A 17,108-nucleotide genomic window follows, 5' to 3' on the forward strand; every position below is an offset into this window, starting at 1 on the left:
CAGTCACCATCAATGAAAAATAAATAATTAATTTTTTAATTCATTGCTGAGTTTATTGCCATGTATGCGACACTGGTGCCCATGTTGAGGTCCCTCTGGACTATTGATGGGCTCTTTGTCCTCGTCCACCTTGACCAGTCACTCCTACCGTTGAGGTAGCCCCTGTTCATCAGAGTGTAGAGGTCCCCTGATACATAACTTATTCTGGGTGCAAGGTACACCGCCTGCCTCTCATAGCCTGTATGGAGTGATGATGACTCCCCGCTCACAGAGTGTGGGGCGCTGAAAGTGTCTGTTATGTAGTGGCTTGCAACCCCGAAACAGTAACTCGCATACCTGTAGTTCCTGTTCCTGTAGGCACTCCTTCCACGGTCGAGCCATTTCTTCGCCTCGGTGAAGCTCCTGGGGAAGCTGTGTCTCACTGTATCATGGAACTTCTCATCAGGGTCGTTGGATCCGTCGACCATGGCATTGACGTTTAACCTGGATTTCTTGTGGGAGGGCAGCTTCTCGTATATGGCCTCTGCTGTGTCATAGTGGGTCACCGTCTTCCAGGCAAAGGAGGCTGGAGTAAGCAGCACCATAAGAACAAGGATTAAGGACACACCCCTTATCTTCATGGTAAAACCTCCATTTAATAGACAGTACGTTTACATGTATAAATTTTATTGTTGAGAATGAGGTAGTGATATTAAAAAAAGAAAAGGGTGGGGTTTATTTTCCTGCTCCGCCCCTGAGGAATCCGAAGGCCACAAGACCAGCAGCAACAAGGACGCCCACGATACCATAGACGTACCATGAGGAGTCACCGCCACTGGCACCTGATGTAGCATTCTTAACCTCATAGGCCCTTGCAGGGGATGATGCAGGCTCCTCTGACACTGAAGATGCAGCGTTCACAGCTGCCGGTGAAGCAGCAGCCTCAAAACCAGGGGAGTGACCGGTATGTCCTGTAACAGATGAACCACCGGTTGAACCGCCGTTTGAGCCACCAGGAATACCACCGGGTACACCGCCCTGGTTTCCACTTTCTGATCCACCGTTATTCACTGGTATGAGGTCAGCCAGGGTCCTGTTTGCAGGTATGCTGAATATGTACTGAAGTGCATTCATTGATCCGGTTCCGCCAGCAAGGAGTATGCCGAGTTCCTCCCGGTTTATAAGGCGCTCTGCCGCTGTACTGACAACAGGTGCTGATATAAGGTTTGGTGATGAATAGTCATGCTTGTAAAGTCTGATATACTCCTCGTAGGAATTGGATCCTGCTGCAAAGCGTGGGCTCTGCCAGGTGATGATTGCAACCCTTCCGGTGTTTGTCTTCTCATCCCATACTATGATGTAGCCCACCATCCCATTCATTCCACTGCCAGCTGTCTCCTCACTTGTCAGTCTCTGGTTGGCGTAGGTTCCCTGTCCAGCTGAAACACCTAGTAGCATGAAGAGTATGTCGTCCTTACAGTTGTCGAGTGTTGTGACATAGATGTACTTCTCGTTTTCACCCTTGGGGTACTTGTTGAAGATGTAGTCTGCTATGAGGTAACCCGGTGAGCTTCCACCACAGACATGGTTGTGGAAGAGCCACCCCATCAGCACATCGAAGGGCGGATCATATGGTAGGACCTCCTCTATTATGTAGTTGGATGAATTCTGAACAACAAGTGTTCCGCTTGTGAGATTGTAGTACATTGATTTGATTATCTTCTGTGTGCCGTTGATCAGACAGAAGTCAAATTTTAGCTGACCCCAGAGTGGGGCATGTACTGGTAGAAGTGTTTTTCTGCTGAGCCTTAAGCCGAGGACCTCATAGATTCCATCCCAGACTGGACTGGTGTCCTGTCCGTTTAGTCTGACGTAGCCTGCTGATGTTAGGACAAATAACTGGTAGTCATCCCTTTCAATGTTTATACCCATGGCCTGGAAGAGCTCTACAGCCTTCTCTGCTGCAAGGCGGCCGATGTTCTTGATGTCCCAGTATGTTAGATTGCCGGTACTGTAGGTTCTGCTGGATGGGGTTGCGTTTATCAGGTTTGTCTGGTTGAGGATGTAGTTGAGGTCAAGGCCAGCTGCAGCGATGGTTGTATTACCCTTCGTGGGCTCATAACCCATGAGATAGTTCACCTGGTCCTGTGTGAGGTTGTCGAATGCGTAGAGGATCTTCACGAGGGATTCTGGACTTGTTGTTAATTTTTTAACAGCCCATGCATTGAATTTGAGTTCTGATACTGCTGTTTCACCGGTTTCCTGTTTGTATTTGCTGATGAGGTCCTGAAGGTTGTATGCCATTATGATAAGTGTCCCTGTTTTGGTCTTTGAGTTCCATCGGATGAAGCCAACAATGTTGGTGTCTTCGGTTGTGTTGAACCCCACATAGGCCCTCTTCCCGGGGGTTGCGTCCATGGCGTATATGAATACGTCATCGTCTGAACCACCGGGGACGCCTATAACCTTGTAACTTACACCCTCAAGAGGAAGACCAAATTCATTTGTAGCAGGGTAGTATTTGAGGAGTGTTTCTATCATTGCGTAGCCGCTGATTGTTCCCATGCAGACGTGTCCATGGAATGCTGCTTCCCTGAGGATGTCTGGTGAGAGTCCTATGGCCCATGCGTTGGCCAGGCTTGCTATGGGGAATGTTTCGTTTCCGAGTTTTTTCTGGAGTGCCTGGTACTGTGTGAGGGTCATGTTCTGTGAGACCGTTCCAATGTAGATGTGTGTCATGCTGGCGTTTTTGAAGTAGGCGAGTATGAGGTCGTTACCCTTCCTTACTATGAATGCGAAGTCCAGGGGGTCTAGCCGGGTTTTCCTGAGCATCAGGAGGTTCCCTTTACCATAGCTCACTATACCTCGGGCCTGGTTGAGTATGCCCTCCAGGACGTCCTCTGTTGTCTGGTTTCTGTAGTGGGCTGTTCCTGCTGTTGTTATGACCAGGACCTCCTCTGTTCTGGTGAAGTTGAGAATCTGGTCTGCCTTCTTTGTTATTTCCCTTCCGAGTCTGTAGGCGTCTGTGGCGTTCATCTGGAGTGAGAGGTGGGCTGCGTATACCGTGCCGTAGTCTGTTAGCTGGAATGTGTGTGAGAGTTCCCTGTATCCTGGTGCGCGGATTTTTACTGTGAATTTTGTGTTTTCTGTCATGTTCTCGTAGTTGAATTTTATTTTGGTCATGTTGGCTGCCGGGTCAAAGGTCCTGGTGAAGTTTATCTTTGTCCCGTTTTCGTCTGTCAGTTGGATGTCGGGGTTTATATTGCCGTTATCGTCGGGGTATTCATATTTGACGTCAACCCCCACCTCACATGTCGTATCCGCTGCACTCACCGAACCTGTAAGTGTCACAGCAACGAGAAGAACCATGAAAACCATGAAATACTGTCTTCCCATACATTTTCACCTCCTTTAAGTCTATCATTAAAAATAATGTTATTACTAATATATAAGTCTAATTATTACTATTTTGATGTTAATTGGACGTGTTGTAATACCAAGTGCTTTTAAAGGGGGAGTGTGCATAGTTTTCCGAAGAACTTTGAACTTTGGAAAACCTCTTAAAAACAGTTCTACAAATAAAAATAGGTGCGCATCGTAGCAGAAAAATAAAAATAGAGATTACTTTTTCCTCTCTATCTTGATTGAGACTGGAGGCTCAATTCCCTTCTTACGGATCATCCACACGGTGGCTCCGAGGACCAGGAGGATTATCAGCCATGCAGGTATCACGATGACCGTGTCGGTGGTCTCAATGCTCTTTGTCTGATGGAAACGCCCATACTTTATCTCTGTCCTGGCGCTGTATGGTCCGAATTCAAGCCACCCTGGCTTCCATGTCTCAACCAGCGTGTAACTGTCCTCGGGGTAGACAACACCATCGATGGGTACCCTCTGTTTACCTGTGATCCCTGTGAGTTCAATGGCCCCTGTCATGTTTGCCTGGACTGTACCTGTATTTTTGAGTTTGTAGGTGAACTTCCCTGGCATGAAGCTCAGAAGTACGGTGGGTGCTTTATGGTCCTCCAGCTTGAGTGACTCGATTATCGGCCCAGGGAGACCCACATATATGGGTACCACGAGTTCAACTCCCTGGACTATCTGTATCTGTCCGGCTGTGGCATTCTGGACAGGCACCCCCCTTATAACCAGGGCCCCTGCAGCGTCGAGGTAGTTTATCTTTCCGGGTGCGTTGACTGTGAATCTTATCTTCCTTGACTCCCCTGGTTTGAGCTTGAAGGTGGTGTTACCCTCAATGGTGATCCACTGGGCTATACCCCTGTCAGAGTACACCAGGTTCACACTGTCCATGAGGAGTCTCTTCTTGGTCACGTTGACGCTTAACTCCTCCTTGCCGATGTTCCGAACTGTAACCTCGCCGCTCACAGAATCTCCGGGTTTCAGGTTGTATCTGAAGTCTGCAGGTGATGCCCAGAGGCCTGTTGCCAGTGCGGGCGCCACGTATCCGAGGACAAATATGATCATTAAGAAGGCTGTTAAATGTCTGGCTTTCATGGTCATCCACCTTAACCTAAAAATGAGTTTAAATCTTAAGGTATTAAAAGATTTTTAAAAATAGGAAAAAATAGTTGGTTTATGGTGATGGTGGAGCTGCGTTATGCTTCACTGCTGCGTATGTGTTTGTTATTGTGTATGTGCCGTCCTCTGTGAATGCTGGTACGCTGAGCTTGAGTGTTGTTGACCATGTTGTTGGGGCACCTGATCCCTGGGCTGCCTTGTTCATGTTGTCATATATCTTCTGGTAGCTTGTAAGGAAGGTTGCGTAGCTACCGGTGACATTACTGAAAATTTTGAACCCTGTTATTGGTATTGTGTCTGTAGCAGTTGGGCTTGTGAAGTTTCCGGCATCTGCCTTGACATAGAGGTCTATCTTGACGTTACCGGTGTTACTTACTGTGAAAGCAGGGCTTGTTCCTTCAGTTCCTGCCGTAATGCTTCCAAAGTTAACATCTGGTACAACTATTGAGATAGCCTCTGGCACTGTAACCGTAACTGTCTGGCTTGCTGTTGCCGCATATGATGGAGAGCTGTATGCACCTATCGCCACCACAAACACAAGGGCAACTATAAGCGGGATTATACCCATTAATTTTTCCCTCATATTGATCACCTGTATTTCAGATAAGAATTAATTGTCACAGCGCATTATATAAATCTTTTCATTTTTCGTGACACTGGAAACATATACTTGAATTGTATGTGGGTATTTTCACAAAAAAGTTTGGATGGTTTTTGCTGATACCCTTCTTAATTTATCATATCATCAGGAAATAATCACTTAAACCAGAGGATGATGCTAGGTTGATGTGTATATGAGTGTTGTCTGGTAGGTGCCAGGGTCAGTGTATGGGGGTACAGTGATGTAAAGATCCATGGTTACACTCTTTGATCCAATTAATCCGCTGTAGGTCATTATGGTCTGATCGGAGGTCGTGAAGGACCTCTTGCTGAGGCTGGGGGTGCTGAATTTGAGGTTGTATAGGGGTATCCTGAGTGAGCTGTCAGCCGTGTTTACAAGGTCCCCGCTGCCCCTAACCGAGAGTGTGTCGCCAAAGGCAAACAGGTATGTTACCGTCACTGTTACAGCATTGGGGTAACTCCTCTCAATACCGTCCGGGTAAACGGTTCCCAGACTGATGGTTGATGGTTGCACGTCTATACTGGATGCAAAGGAAAGTGGCTGAACTCCTCCCCCACCTTTAACTGTTTTGTTAACATCTGAGGAATTGTTGCCTGTTTCAGTGGCAGCTGCAGCTGTGAAAACTCCCCCTACAATCAGAAATAATATGATAACCGAAATAAGTGTCGTCCTCATCAAATCCCAACCTTCATTATTAATGTCCAAGGCCAGGTTTTTATATAGTTTTCGATTTACATCATCTGCGACTAGAGGGTGACTATCATCCTCCTCTTCCTGTGCCTCCTGAAGTCGAGGGATGTTGATACGCTGCTGAGGTACTTCCTGCTGATCCTGGCAGCAGCCCTTATCTCATCAGCAGATGGTCGCCTTGCACCTAGGCTGTTAGCGTGGGCAACATACCCTGTTATCCTGTAGGGAACATCCCATGCTGACAGGAACTCTGCAATCCCCTCGATCTCATCAAGGTCAACGAGACCCGGCACCAGGACCGTTGAGACCTCAATCCTGTCTGAACCCGAGAATTCCTCTATACATTCAAGGACCTCCCGGTTGGACTCCCCGGTCAGGTGGATGTGCTTCGCCTCGTCGAGGGCCTTGAGGTCAATGTGGACCTCATGGAAGGTGCTCCTCCCCAGAACATCCCTGCGGGTGCCATTGGTTGATATGGTAACATGGAGTTTTTCTGCCAGGATTCCTGTCAGTTCAGGGAGGTCCTCCTGGAGGGTGGGCTCACCCCCCGCTATCAGGACCCTCTCAGTTCCTGTTTCCTCACTGATCTTGAGGATTTTATCCGCTATAAAATCAGGGGGGTGGTTCCTGCATCCCCTTGGTCTGAAAAAGCAGTACCTGCATCTGAAGTTGCATGTTGGTGTGAGGACGGTTATTATGTCGCTTACAGATATGTGTGATAGCTGGATGTCTTTCACCCCTGGATGGTGTCTTTATGTCTGTGTTGTCTGGTGATATGTCTGATGGCTGGATACATTTTTGCCTCGAAATGCAGGGATATTCTTTGCATGGTATATATGTGGCGCTCAATTTTTGCACCTTTAGAATCACATCTGCTTCCGCAGTCCCACCTCAGAGCAGGATCACCTTAAGCTTGATGTTTAATACGCTGATGACAGGTATATGATTTCTACAGATCCGCCCTTTCCTCTTTGAACACCCTCAGGGACCTTGAAAGTGCTGTTGATTCTGCCATGGATGCTCCTATAAGGATCGCCAGTAATATTTCATCACCACCTGCGTCCAGGCGTTTTGCAGCCTTAATATGTGTTTTAAGACAGTGTTCAGATCCAAGGGCTGCTGCAGCTCCAACCCCTATAAGCTCCTTTGTAACCAGTGGGAGCGCATCATTAGATAGAATCTTCTCCATTTTGTCATAATATGCTTCCAGGACCTCTGGCTCGTCCTCCAGGACTTTAAATATCTCTGGTATAAAACCAAAAAATTCCTCGATCTTTTCTAATATTTCCTCCATTCCTTAACCCCCATACACCCATATATTGGTGGATATAGGATATAAAATCAGGTCTTCTAGGAAAAATCCTGCTTTAGACCTGGCCCCTTCCAGTCAAAAAAACCATATCGGGACCCTAAAATCACTGAAAAAATTCTGTTTGACATGGGAGGGTATCTAAACCCGGCGGTGTAGAAAAATAGGCCTTAAATCGATTATTCTATTTTTTTCTGCCCTGGGGACTGCATACCATGATATGACATTATCATTCCAGACCATACCTGAAGAAGAGTGTATGGTTCATGGTTTTATCTTCGTCATAGACACATATAACGAAGTTAATCCCTGATGCAGAAATACTCTGAGATCTCAGCATCACCCAGTCTGTGTTCCACCCAGACCTCACATTCACTGCAGAGGCATTCCTCATGTGGGTCTATGTCGGTGCATATGGCTCTCCCTGTGGAGCAGTACACACCGGGTACACGGTCCGTGTCCATTCGCATGGCACTGTCAAGGTCCTGCTGGGTTATGAGGAGCATTATCCTCTTCTTATCAGCCACACACCGGCTCTTCCTCTGAACGGGACAGTCGAGGCAGAGGCACCTCCTGATGTTTTCCATGCTGAAGTCAACCTCCATAACATCACCATACTAGTATATGTGGCTGCCCACTTTTCACCTTTGCCCTAAAAAATTTCAATGAATAATCATGATAAACTGAAGATTTTCCAGAAAAATACCACTATTTAAAACTTTTGTCTTGTGATATTTAGAAACTGATATTAATGTAGTTTACCTACTTAATATTGGTGGAATGTAATTATCCAGATGGATCATTTCCACCGAAGGTGATCTAATGGTTGAGTTATACGAAAAAATGGTAAAAGAGGCCATGATGGCCCAGAAAGCCGATGTCGAAACCATAAAAAAGAATAGGGGAAAGGAATTTAAAATAAAGGATACAAAGGCCTACCTGGATGTGGTGCAGGAGATGGAGCCCGTCGGAGACCAGAGCGAGGCTGTGATAAACCTGCACAGGGACTCAGTGAAGGCCCACTATGAGATACTTGACAGCCTGACAGACACCATAAGACCAGAGGACGACCCATTCGTGGAACACTACCAGACACCTGTGGTCCTTGAAATACTCCGGGATGAGGACAGCGAATTTGAAAAGAGCCTCCAGGCATTCATAGATGCCATAGAAAAGTCTGAGGCACTTATAGGAAAAGAGGCAATAAGAAGGTACGGTGGATTCTACGGCCCAACATGTGTGGTTGACTTTGCCCTCATGCCTGGCAGCACGAGCAACGTGGTGAACAGGATTCTCAGCAAGACAGACATCCCCGAAATGCACAAACAGGCAATACTATCAGCAAAATCATGGGGTATGAACACTTCCTACGGTATAGGGGAGGTATTTGCAAACGAACTTGAGAGGGGGGCGACCGCCGCAGAGGCAGCCCAGAAGGAAATCGAAATGGTGAAATACATCTATGAGGAGCCAGTGGAGGCCCAGGCAAAACTCATGGACGACCATGGTCATGAATCCTTTGATGTAAGGGAGTACATGTCCCGCTACAGGAAGGAGATGGAGGCAACCGTCAGGGCAGCCATGGATGATGGGGTGCACTACGGCAACATACTCACTGTACCAGCATACTGTGTTGGTGACATATCACATCACATAGCCCAGTCCACCTACAACATGTGCAAGGATGATGTGGTAATGGCCATAATAGAGGCAACCACCGAGGTCATGGACAGCACCCTCAACAGCGCGGTGTCATCATTTAAGAGTGAATATGATGTCCTTAGCCTTGCAACAGGCTCATCTGCATGCGCTGTCGAGTACATACTCGAACTTGATGGCTTCAATGCAATAGGTGTTGTTGACCTCCTCACAAAGAGGTTCCACAACTATGTACAGCTCTACCCCACAAGGGGCGCCGCAGCCGAACTCCACAACAGCGACTTCATGGACATGATATACCGTGGATGGACACACATCGACAGGGCAAGGAGGATGCTTAACGGAAAAGAAGGGCCACTTGAACCCATGGTCGGAGACTACAAGGTTGATCTCTCACCGATACACGAAAATGAAGTCATAATGAACCCACAGCGCTACACATACCCGGCATGTGCAATAACAGTGAGGTTCTCAGCCCTCATGAGACTTGCTGACTACCCATGCCTCCTTACAAGTGAACCGGTCACCGCAACCCTGATGACCAACATAATCGCACTCCACAAGGAGAGCGCTGCATCACCTGCAAGGACATGTAAGAACTGCGCAGCAGCAGCCCTAATTGACTTCAGACACAACCACTGCCAGTGGAGAGAAGCTGTATAGCTTCACCAATCCATCCATTTTTTTGGTGATCATATGAAATGTTATGTCTGCGCCGAGCAGGGCAAGGACACCGATGCGGTTGCAATATGTATAGTCTGCGGGATGGGGCTCTGCACCGAGCACGCCATAAGGGAGGAAACCGAGATCTGGAGTGGAGGCTACCCCTTCCCAGCAGAGAAGGTTAAGGGTACGCTGCCAAGGATACTCTGTCCCTACTGCTACAATGTCATGAAGGAGGATTAGGATGGTATCCCTTACAAAGAGGTGTATCGCTGAGTTTATAGGCACATTTTTTTTGGTGTTCTTCGGTGCCGGATCAGCCGCCATAACCCTGATGATAGCATCTGGGGGCACAGCTCCAAACCCATTTAACATTGGTATAGGTCTCCTGGGTGGCCTTGGCGACTGGGTTGCCATAGGTCTCGCATTCGGTTTTGCAATAGCGGCAAGCATATACGCACTGGGAAACATTTCTGGGTGCCATATAAACCCTGCTGTGACAATAGGGCTCTGGTCTGTTAAGAAGTTTCCTGGACGGGACGTTGTACCCTATATCATTGCACAGCTCCTAGGGGCAGCCTTCGGGAGTTTCATATTCCTCCAGTGTGCGGGTATAACTGCAGCCACCATAGGTGGACTGGGGGCCACAGCACCCTTCCCGGGGATCGGCTACTGGCAGGCAATGCTTGCAGAGGCTGTTGGGACATTCCTTCTTATGATCACGGCCATGGGTATAGCCGTCGATGAGAGGGCCCCGAAGGGATTTGCTGGGATCGTAATCGGCCTCACAGTTGCAGGTATCATTACCACATTGGGTAACATAAGCGGAAGCTCACTGAACCCTGCACGTACCTTTGGCCCATACCTCAACGACATGATCTTCGCTGGCACCAACCTCTGGAACTACTTCCCGATCTACGTCATAGGACCTGTTGTGGGAGCTGTCCTTGCAGCCCTCACCTACCAGTACCTCACATCTGAATAGAATTCAGATATTTAATTTAATTTTTTTGAGGTTCTTTTTTGTTTCAGATATTTTGTTCTTTAGAGGTTCTTCTTCATTGTTTCAAGCTGTTCACTTCTTCCCTTAAGGTTAGTTGACAGGAGAAAGATTGAGACTGCGACTGCAACCAGGAAGAGGAATGAGAACCTGTAACCCATTATCCCTCCCCCCATGGATCCTATTATACCCCCGATCAGCGCGCCCCCAACAAGCTGCCCGGCACTGGATACTATGTTTATGAGGGCCTGTCCAGAGGCCCTTTTTTCTGGGGGAGTTTCCGATAGCATTATGTACCTGAGGGGGGACCCTATAACGGTTATGAGTCCAAGGGCCATGAGTATCTCAGCCAGTATGAAGAGGGGGGCGGTTGATGAGAGCAGGGCCATGATGATGCACCCGGCCATGAGGATAATGCTCCCTGAGACCATCACAGTCCTTGAACCAACCCTGTCAAGCAGAACACCGACCAGGGGAGCTGAGAGGGCCATTGTGGTTACAAATGGGAGGAGACTGAAGCTGGCCATTGACTCTGAGAGTGAAAGGGCGATGAGGGCGTAGCTGGGTATGAATACAATTGCGGACTGGGAGAGACCGTTACCAGCAGATATGGCGGTCGCAATCCGTACCTCACGGCTGCCCAGGAGGTCAACCTCTACAACAGGGTCATCTGCAGCCCTTTCAACCCGCCATAGAAGGGGTGTGAGTGCAGCTGCAATTATGAGAGGAAAAAGGACAATGGGCCTCATTAAACTCCCGGCGATGTCCGTGGTATTGATCTGGTTTATCCCGACTGCAAGGGATGCCACAGTGATTGCGAGAAGGATGGTACCCATGGCATCAAATTTCCCATCATCCCCTTTAACTGTAACTGGGAGTATAAGGAATCCAGTGACAACTATTATCGCTGCGATGGGGATGTTTATGAGGAAGAGCCACTGCCAGCCATAGGGGAGTATGAAACCAGCAAGGATTGGTCCCGCTATGGATGAGAAACCAAAGACGGATCCTATGATGCCCAGGGCCTTTCCACGGCTTTCAGGGGGGAATGTGTCCCCTATGAATGCACTTGCAACAGGGAATATTCCCCCTGCACCGAAGCCCTGTATGGACCTCCCAAGTATGAGGAGGGGGTATGATGGTGACATGGCAGTTATAACCGACCCTGCAGCAAACAGGAGGATGTCAAGTATGTAGATGTCCCTGCGCCCGTACCTGTCTGAGAGCTTCGCCATGAGGGGTGTTCCAAGCATGAAGAAGAGTATGTAGGATATGAATGTCCATGATGCAAGGCGGGGATCCACCCTGAAGTAGTCCTCTATAGCGGGAAGTGCCGGGCCAATGATTCCTATGTCGAGGGCCCCCATGAAGACCCCTATAAAGAGTAGAATCAGTATCCTGTTTCTGTGTCCTGTCTCGATCATATGATCATATCTGTCATTATTTTATAAGTCTGTTCTCTGTTGATTAAGGGGTTTCTCCAGGGCTGCCCCTTTCATGCACTTTAAATCTGATCCAGAGCAGGTTTTTATTTCAATAAAAAAATATAAAAAGTGTTTTTTCACTGGTTTATGAGTTTCAGTCCTGTTATATCTGATTAAAAAAATATAAAAAGTGTTTTTTCACTGGTTTATGAGTTTCAGTCCTGTTATATCTGATTAAAAAAATATAAAAAGTGTTTTTTCACTGGTTTATGAGTTTCAGTCCTGTTATATCTGCTGTGTTGGTGTCCAGGGCCCTGAGATCCTCAGGGTTGAACTTACGTATATCGTCGTGTCCTGCAAGCTGGGCCAGCATCTTGGCCTCTTCGGTCATGGACTTTATGTAATTTGCGACCCTTCTTGCTGCAAGGTCCACGTCCATCCTCTCCCTCAGTACGGGGTCCTGTGTGGCGACACCAACAGGGCACTTGCCTGTGTAGCACATGCGGCAGGCACGGCATCCCATTGCAATCATTGCACCGGTCCCGATGTAAACTGCATCGGCTCCCATGGCCATGGCCTTGGCCACATCGGCCCCGCTGCGGATACCCCCTGTTATTATGAGGTCAACCTCGTCCTTCAGCCCTATATCATTGAGACCGTTAACTGCCTGCACGAGTGCTGCCAGGGTTGGCACCCCTGTATGTTCTATCACAACCTCAGGGGCTGCGCCTGTTCCACCCTCCATTCCATCCACTGAGATAACGTCTGCGCCGGCCTCCGCCGCGATCTGCACGTCCTCATATACGCGTCCGGGTCCAAGTTTAACGACTATGGGCACCCTCCAGTCTGTGACCTCCCTGAGGAGTTCTATGTGCTTTGCAAGGTCACCCTCCCTTGTGGCGTCAAGGAAGCGTGCAGGGCTGAGGGCGTCGGTACCCTCGGGTATTCCACGAATCTTTGCGACCTCCGGGCTCACCTTCTCTGCCAGGAGGTGTCCACCCATACCAGGCTTTGCACCCTGCCCTATCTTGACCTCGATTGCATCGGCCACGTTCAGGTAATCTGAGGATACACCGAACCTTCCACTTGAGTACTGTACCATGAGGTTATCTGCGAGCTCCCTCTCCTCAGGGAGCATTCCACCCTCACCTGTGTTGGCGCAGGATCCCACCATGGATGATCCCTTGGCCATTGCCAGTTTGCTCTCCTTGCTTAGGGCACCGAAGGACATACCTGCAATGAGTACAGGGGTCTGTAGTACCAGTGGTTCCTCTGCAAACCTGTCACCGAGGACCACGCTGGTGTTGCATGGTTCCCTGTACTTGTCGACAGGTGGTATGGATGCCTGGGCAGGGAGTATGATTATGTCATCAAAGTTTGGCAGCCTCCTCTCTGTACCGAATCCCCTGAGGACGTACTTACCAGCCTTTGATGTGTACCTTATATCTGCGATTGTCCGGGGGTCCCATATGCTGCCTGCACCTGTTGGTATGAGGACAGGGCATGCTGCAAGGCATGAACCACACATTATGCACTTGGTCTTATCTATCTCTGCATGGTCCTCGACTATCTTTATGGCATCTGTCGGGCAGACGATTTCGCAGGTGCCGCAGAATACGCAGAGCCCCTGGGTTACTGCTGCAAGGTCTGATGATGGAGATGCTGGTGTTATTGAGCCGGTACCTGGATTTTTGATCTCAAAGCCCCTCTGGATGTCATTAACGTATTCCATGACATCGAGGGCCTCGAGGCATCCCTGCTCACAGGCAGCCACACAGGCTGGCGTGTCTCCTACCTTTTCAATGCACTGCTGGTCGCATTTCACCATGCCCTCATCGGTGTAGGTTATGGCGCCGATGGGGCACATGAGCATGCATAGCTTGCAGCCGACGCATGACTCCTGATCTATCTTGACTGCGCCGTTCTCCTTTTTAATTGCGTCCCTGAAGCAGCCCCTTGCACAAGAGGGGTCCACGCACTGCTGACAGACTATGGCATGGTAGCCGGTGTCCATCTTGTTGAGGAAAATCGCACTCCTTCCAAGGACAGATTCACATGCCTCCACGCACTTGTTACAGCCATCACATTTTTCAGGTTCTGTTAAGAGTATCTGTACCATATGGATCACCTAGCCGTAGAATGGACGTATCTCCTTTCTCTGTATTTTCTTGAATTCATCTGGAGATGCTTCTATTGAGTACTGCTCGAAGAGGGCTGATAGCTTCCTTATATCTGATTCATCCATTTCAACGATCCTGGTGTTGGTACCGCTATCGAAGTCACCTCCGATGTATATGTTGCCTCCTATTATCCAGTCCCCGGTGTCCTCTCCGCTGTTTCCTGTTATTATGAGGTCACCGCTCAGCATGTAGAGTCCTGCAAGGTCGCCGATGTCTCCGTCTATGATTATGATGCCTCCCTTGTTCAGCTGGCCGATACCGTTACCTGCATCCCCATGGACAACTATGGTGCCATTGTAGGTTCCAAAACCCACGCCATCGTCTGCATCCCCATGGACAATTATCTCCCCGGCTGTCATGTTGTTCCCGACGTATCTCCCGGTTTTGCCGTTTATCTCTATCATGGGGCCATGTTGAGGGCGCCTATGAAGTCCCCGAATTTACCATTCAGGACAAATTCAGCTTCCTCCCGGATTCCAACTACAATGGAGTCAAGCTCGGCGCTGCTTTCTATTTCGAAGCGCCTGATTTCCTTGCTGAGCCCATCCTTTATCTTTCTGTTGATGTCCCTTGTTGTGAGGTCATCACCCGCAATTTTCATTTCCTGAACAGTCATCTAACATCCCCTGTTTTAGCATGTTTTTTAATGAACAATTTTCCTTGCTGTAATTTAAGGGTTCCCATTTCTGGAAAACCCGGATAGATAATTATATATATTAATGAGAATATTCTACTATTATATGAGAATTGTAAATGTGTGATATCATGAAGACCCTTGTGAGCAACCTGCGGGGAAGGTGCCTTTTTGATGTGGCGATGAAGACCCAGATCGATGGACTTATATCCATCCAGACAGGGGAAGTCAATGACTCGGGCCTTGAAAAATTCGTTAAGGGAGGAATAGTCAGAATTGACACCCAGGATCCCATTGAGGCGGCTAGAAGGATATCTGAAGTCATAAGGGGTGCCAGAAAGCATGGGGAAGTTTACGTGGCCTCTGATGGAGAGGAACTTGGGGGCATACTCTCATTCATGGCCCACAGGGAGGGTGTGGATGCCATCTACACGTGCTTCGGTGAATCAGCAGTGAGGATACCGCCCCTTAAAATGGATATCTCTGATACCAAGCTCAGGATACTGGAGGTACTTGAGGAGGAGAGTCTCAACGCGGTTCTGATCTCAAGGAAAGTGGGGATTTCAAGGGCGATGGTCTACAAGCACCTCTCAGCCCTGATGGATATGGGTCTGGTAAAGCAGTCCCAGATGTTTGACAGGTACTCCATAACCAGGGCAGGTAAGCTTGTGATAATCTAGTCTTTCCAGAATTCACCATAAAAAAGGTTTAATAACTTAAAAAGGGTTATTCCATGGGGTATCCGACCCTCAACCGGTACGATGCCCTTTCACTTATAAGGACCGTGCCGGGTACAAAGAAATCATCAAACTCCTCAACCTTCCTCTTCATGCACGGCTTCAACTCGTCCTTGTTTTCATAGGAGGCGCATTCATCCTTCTCCAGAACACCCTTCCTCACAAGTTCAATGTACCTCATCTTCAGTGTTTCATCATCAAGCACACCCATCATAATCACCAATATCTACTATGACGCCCCATAATATATATTTTTTGTATCTCTACCCCAATAGGGTATAAGTATTTATACTACTTACCACTATACTATATACAATGTTCAGAAAACCATTTTCATACACTCAATATGGAAAAACATTCAAGGGGCCTGAAATGATCAGAAAGTCTTTAAATTACTCCGGGATCGATAAGGAATACTCCTTAATATTAAGAACCGCTGTTGAACACCTTAGAACCGTAGGATATGATTTAAAGATAAATAACGGCAAAAAGAAGTTAAGACCAGGAACTTTAAAGGGTTTTGTCCCGGATATCCGTGCATCCAATGACTCAGATGTGATCCTGGTTGATATAGCATGCGATACCCCTGATATAAGGAAATGGAGAAGATTTGCATATACCGATGGTGTGAGACTATGGATCATCGCACCATGGAGTTCTGTGGACTCTGTGAAAACATGTGTTGAGGCCTTCTCCATACCCGCAGAGGTCTACTCCTGTAACGGCACAATGAAGCTGAAGCGTGTCTTATAATTTTTTACTCATGTTAAACCATATCATGGATTTGAAGACGCAAAGATTTTATATAGGCTCCTCCAATTAGATTATGGAACTACTCTATGAGGTTAAAATGCGAGCCATTGTTGTAATTCTGATTCTGATTCTCTCAGTCCTGCAGGTTCAGGGCGCATCTGCATGGTCAGTCAAGAACCATCATGACATTGCAGAGAAGGTATACAGTGAAATGCCCCCCGACGTCAGGGACAGGATGAACCTTGATGAAATGAAGAATGGGGCTGATGATCCTGACACGGTATTCCTTGACTTTAGGTACCATGTTTATCCATACAATCTTGAAAAGGCTAATTTCTGGTTGAATCAGGGGAAATTAAGTTACGATGCAGGTAACTACCGTTATGCAAGTTACTGTTATGGGGTTGCAAGCCACTACATCTCCGATGGCATCTGCGGCCCCCACACATCCTCTGGATCCAGCAGATACCTCCACACACTCTACGAGATAAGGGCGATACTCCTTGAACCCCACATGGTTGCCGTGGACGGTGACCAGTCACTGGAGGCAGAGGGGCTCTGGAGGGCCTGGGTAATGGATGGTGACGACTCCCACATCTCGGAGGCCCTTGACCTGGCCTGCAGTGTATCATACCAGCAGATCATGAGTTCTATTGAGTCCTGAGCCATTAATTTTCGGACGGAAATGGTTATCTTCACTGGATCCCTGCAGATGAACAGCACACCTAACCAAAGTTGAGGATATCCGGTTCCCTGAATGGTGTGTTATTACTAAGGTTGAGGATGTTCCCTGAATGGTGTTATCACTATGATCATTAAGGCTTTTGCGATGTGCTCCAGCAGAAGCCTCCCTGGAGGAACATTCCGGGACCCTGCGATGTGGAAACTGAGAACCGTAAGGAGAGGAAGACCCCATATA

At 48.0% G+C, this 17,108-nt stretch carries 19 protein-coding genes; 6 read left to right on the forward strand and 13 right to left on the reverse strand.

Annotated elements, in window-relative coordinates; all coding sequences use genetic code 11:
* Positions 1-35 precede the first annotated feature (35 nt).
* The 8 genes from DNK57_RS00415 to DNK57_RS00450 all read right to left on the reverse strand — a co-directional run bounded on the left by DNK57_RS00415 (position 36) and on the right by DNK57_RS00450 (position 7,744).
* Positions 36-620 carry a zinc dependent phospholipase C family protein gene (locus DNK57_RS00415; protein ID WP_192961094.1) on the reverse strand — a complete coding sequence of 195 codons (585 nt, stop codon included), beginning with the start codon at positions 618-620 and terminating at the stop codon, positions 36-38.
* Positions 621-714: 94 nt separating this feature from the next.
* Positions 715-3,348, reverse strand: coding sequence for an FmdE family protein (locus DNK57_RS00420; RefSeq protein ID WP_226890891.1), 2,634 nt, complete (start codon positions 3,346-3,348; stop codon positions 715-717).
* 252 nt (positions 3,349-3,600) lie between these two features.
* Positions 3,601-4,494 carry a COG1361 family protein gene (locus DNK57_RS00425; protein WP_192961096.1) on the reverse strand — a complete coding sequence of 298 codons (894 nt, stop codon included), beginning with the start codon at positions 4,492-4,494 and terminating at the stop codon, positions 3,601-3,603.
* 79 nt (positions 4,495-4,573) lie between these two features.
* Complete coding sequence (locus tag DNK57_RS00430) at positions 4,574-5,101, reverse strand: hypothetical protein (RefSeq protein WP_192961097.1); 528 nt, start codon at positions 5,099-5,101, stop codon at positions 4,574-4,576.
* Between the two features lie 195 nt (positions 5,102-5,296).
* Entirely contained in the window at positions 5,297-5,815 is a 519-nt protein-coding gene (locus DNK57_RS00435; RefSeq protein ID WP_192961098.1) for a hypothetical protein, read from the reverse strand.
* A gap of 71 nt (positions 5,816-5,886) precedes the next feature.
* The gene (locus DNK57_RS00440; protein WP_192961099.1) at positions 5,887-6,567 is read right to left on the reverse strand and encodes a radical SAM protein; all 681 of its coding nucleotides are present in this window, start codon (positions 6,565-6,567) and stop codon (positions 5,887-5,889) included.
* Between the two features lie 212 nt (positions 6,568-6,779).
* The gene (locus tag DNK57_RS00445) at positions 6,780-7,124 is read right to left on the reverse strand and encodes a carboxymuconolactone decarboxylase family protein (RefSeq protein WP_192961100.1); all 345 of its coding nucleotides are present in this window, start codon (positions 7,122-7,124) and stop codon (positions 6,780-6,782) included.
* Positions 7,125-7,441: 317 nt separating this feature from the next.
* Positions 7,442-7,744 (reverse strand): DUF2769 domain-containing protein, encoded by a 303-nt coding sequence (locus DNK57_RS00450; protein ID WP_192961101.1) that lies wholly within the window; start codon positions 7,742-7,744, stop codon positions 7,442-7,444.
* Positions 7,745-7,961: 217 nt separating this feature from the next.
* Here DNK57_RS00450 and DNK57_RS00455 point away from each other — a divergent pair, with 217 nt between their 5' ends.
* From DNK57_RS00455 to aqpM, 3 genes are read left to right on the forward strand one after another with little or no spacing between them, the layout of a single operon-like run.
* Positions 7,962-9,461 (forward strand): DUF2193 domain-containing protein, encoded by a 1,500-nt coding sequence (locus DNK57_RS00455; RefSeq protein ID WP_192961103.1) that lies wholly within the window; start codon positions 7,962-7,964, stop codon positions 9,459-9,461.
* Between the two features lie 33 nt (positions 9,462-9,494).
* Positions 9,495-9,704 carry a DUF2180 family protein gene (locus tag DNK57_RS00460; protein ID WP_048060737.1) on the forward strand — a complete coding sequence of 70 codons (210 nt, stop codon included), beginning with the start codon at positions 9,495-9,497 and terminating at the stop codon, positions 9,702-9,704.
* Position 9,705: 1 nt separating this feature from the next.
* Positions 9,706-10,446: an aquaporin AqpM gene (aqpM, locus tag DNK57_RS00465; RefSeq protein ID WP_192961105.1), complete on the forward strand. Its 741-nt coding sequence runs from the start codon at positions 9,706-9,708 to the stop codon at positions 10,444-10,446.
* Between the two features lie 59 nt (positions 10,447-10,505).
* On the opposite strand, the gene DNK57_RS00470 is transcribed toward aqpM, so the two are convergent.
* The 4 genes from DNK57_RS00470 to DNK57_RS08930 all read right to left on the reverse strand — a co-directional run bounded on the left by DNK57_RS00470 (position 10,506) and on the right by DNK57_RS08930 (position 14,681).
* Positions 10,506-11,885 carry an MFS transporter gene (locus DNK57_RS00470; RefSeq protein ID WP_192961107.1) on the reverse strand — a complete coding sequence of 460 codons (1,380 nt, stop codon included), beginning with the start codon at positions 11,883-11,885 and terminating at the stop codon, positions 10,506-10,508.
* Between the two features lie 259 nt (positions 11,886-12,144).
* Complete coding sequence (locus DNK57_RS00475; protein WP_192961108.1) at positions 12,145-14,004, reverse strand: glutamate synthase-related protein; 1,860 nt, start codon at positions 14,002-14,004, stop codon at positions 12,145-12,147.
* Positions 14,005-14,013: 9 nt separating this feature from the next.
* Positions 14,014-14,469, reverse strand: coding sequence for a GltB/FmdC/FwdC-like GXGXG domain-containing protein (locus DNK57_RS00480; protein ID WP_226890893.1), 456 nt, complete (start codon positions 14,467-14,469; stop codon positions 14,014-14,016).
* Positions 14,466-14,681 carry a hypothetical protein gene (locus DNK57_RS08930; RefSeq protein ID WP_226890895.1) on the reverse strand — a complete coding sequence of 72 codons (216 nt, stop codon included), beginning with the start codon at positions 14,679-14,681 and terminating at the stop codon, positions 14,466-14,468. Before DNK57_RS08930 ends, DNK57_RS00480 begins: the two co-directional genes overlap by 4 nt.
* 149 nt (positions 14,682-14,830) lie before the next feature.
* Between DNK57_RS08930 and DNK57_RS00485 the strand changes: the two genes are divergently transcribed.
* On the forward strand, positions 14,831-15,379 hold the full coding sequence (locus tag DNK57_RS00485) for an ArsR family transcriptional regulator (protein ID WP_192961109.1): 549 nt from the start codon (positions 14,831-14,833) through the stop codon (positions 15,377-15,379).
* 46 nt (positions 15,380-15,425) lie between these two features.
* On the opposite strand, the gene DNK57_RS00490 is transcribed toward DNK57_RS00485, so the two are convergent.
* Entirely contained in the window at positions 15,426-15,647 is a 222-nt protein-coding gene (locus tag DNK57_RS00490) for a hypothetical protein (protein WP_192961110.1), read from the reverse strand.
* Positions 15,648-15,751: 104 nt separating this feature from the next.
* On the opposite strand from DNK57_RS00490, the gene DNK57_RS00495 reads away from it, so the two are divergent.
* Positions 15,752-16,189, forward strand: a complete 438-nt coding sequence (locus DNK57_RS00495) for a hypothetical protein (RefSeq protein ID WP_192961111.1) — start codon at positions 15,752-15,754, stop codon at positions 16,187-16,189.
* Positions 16,190-16,286: 97 nt separating this feature from the next.
* Positions 16,287-16,853, forward strand: coding sequence for a zinc dependent phospholipase C family protein (locus DNK57_RS00500; RefSeq protein ID WP_192961112.1), 567 nt, complete (start codon positions 16,287-16,289; stop codon positions 16,851-16,853).
* Positions 16,854-17,108 lie beyond the last annotated feature (255 nt).

This window comes from Methanothermobacter thermautotrophicus, assembly GCF_014889545.1.
Lineage (GTDB): Archaea > Methanobacteriota > Methanobacteria > Methanobacteriales > Methanothermobacteraceae > Methanothermobacter > Methanothermobacter thermautotrophicus_A.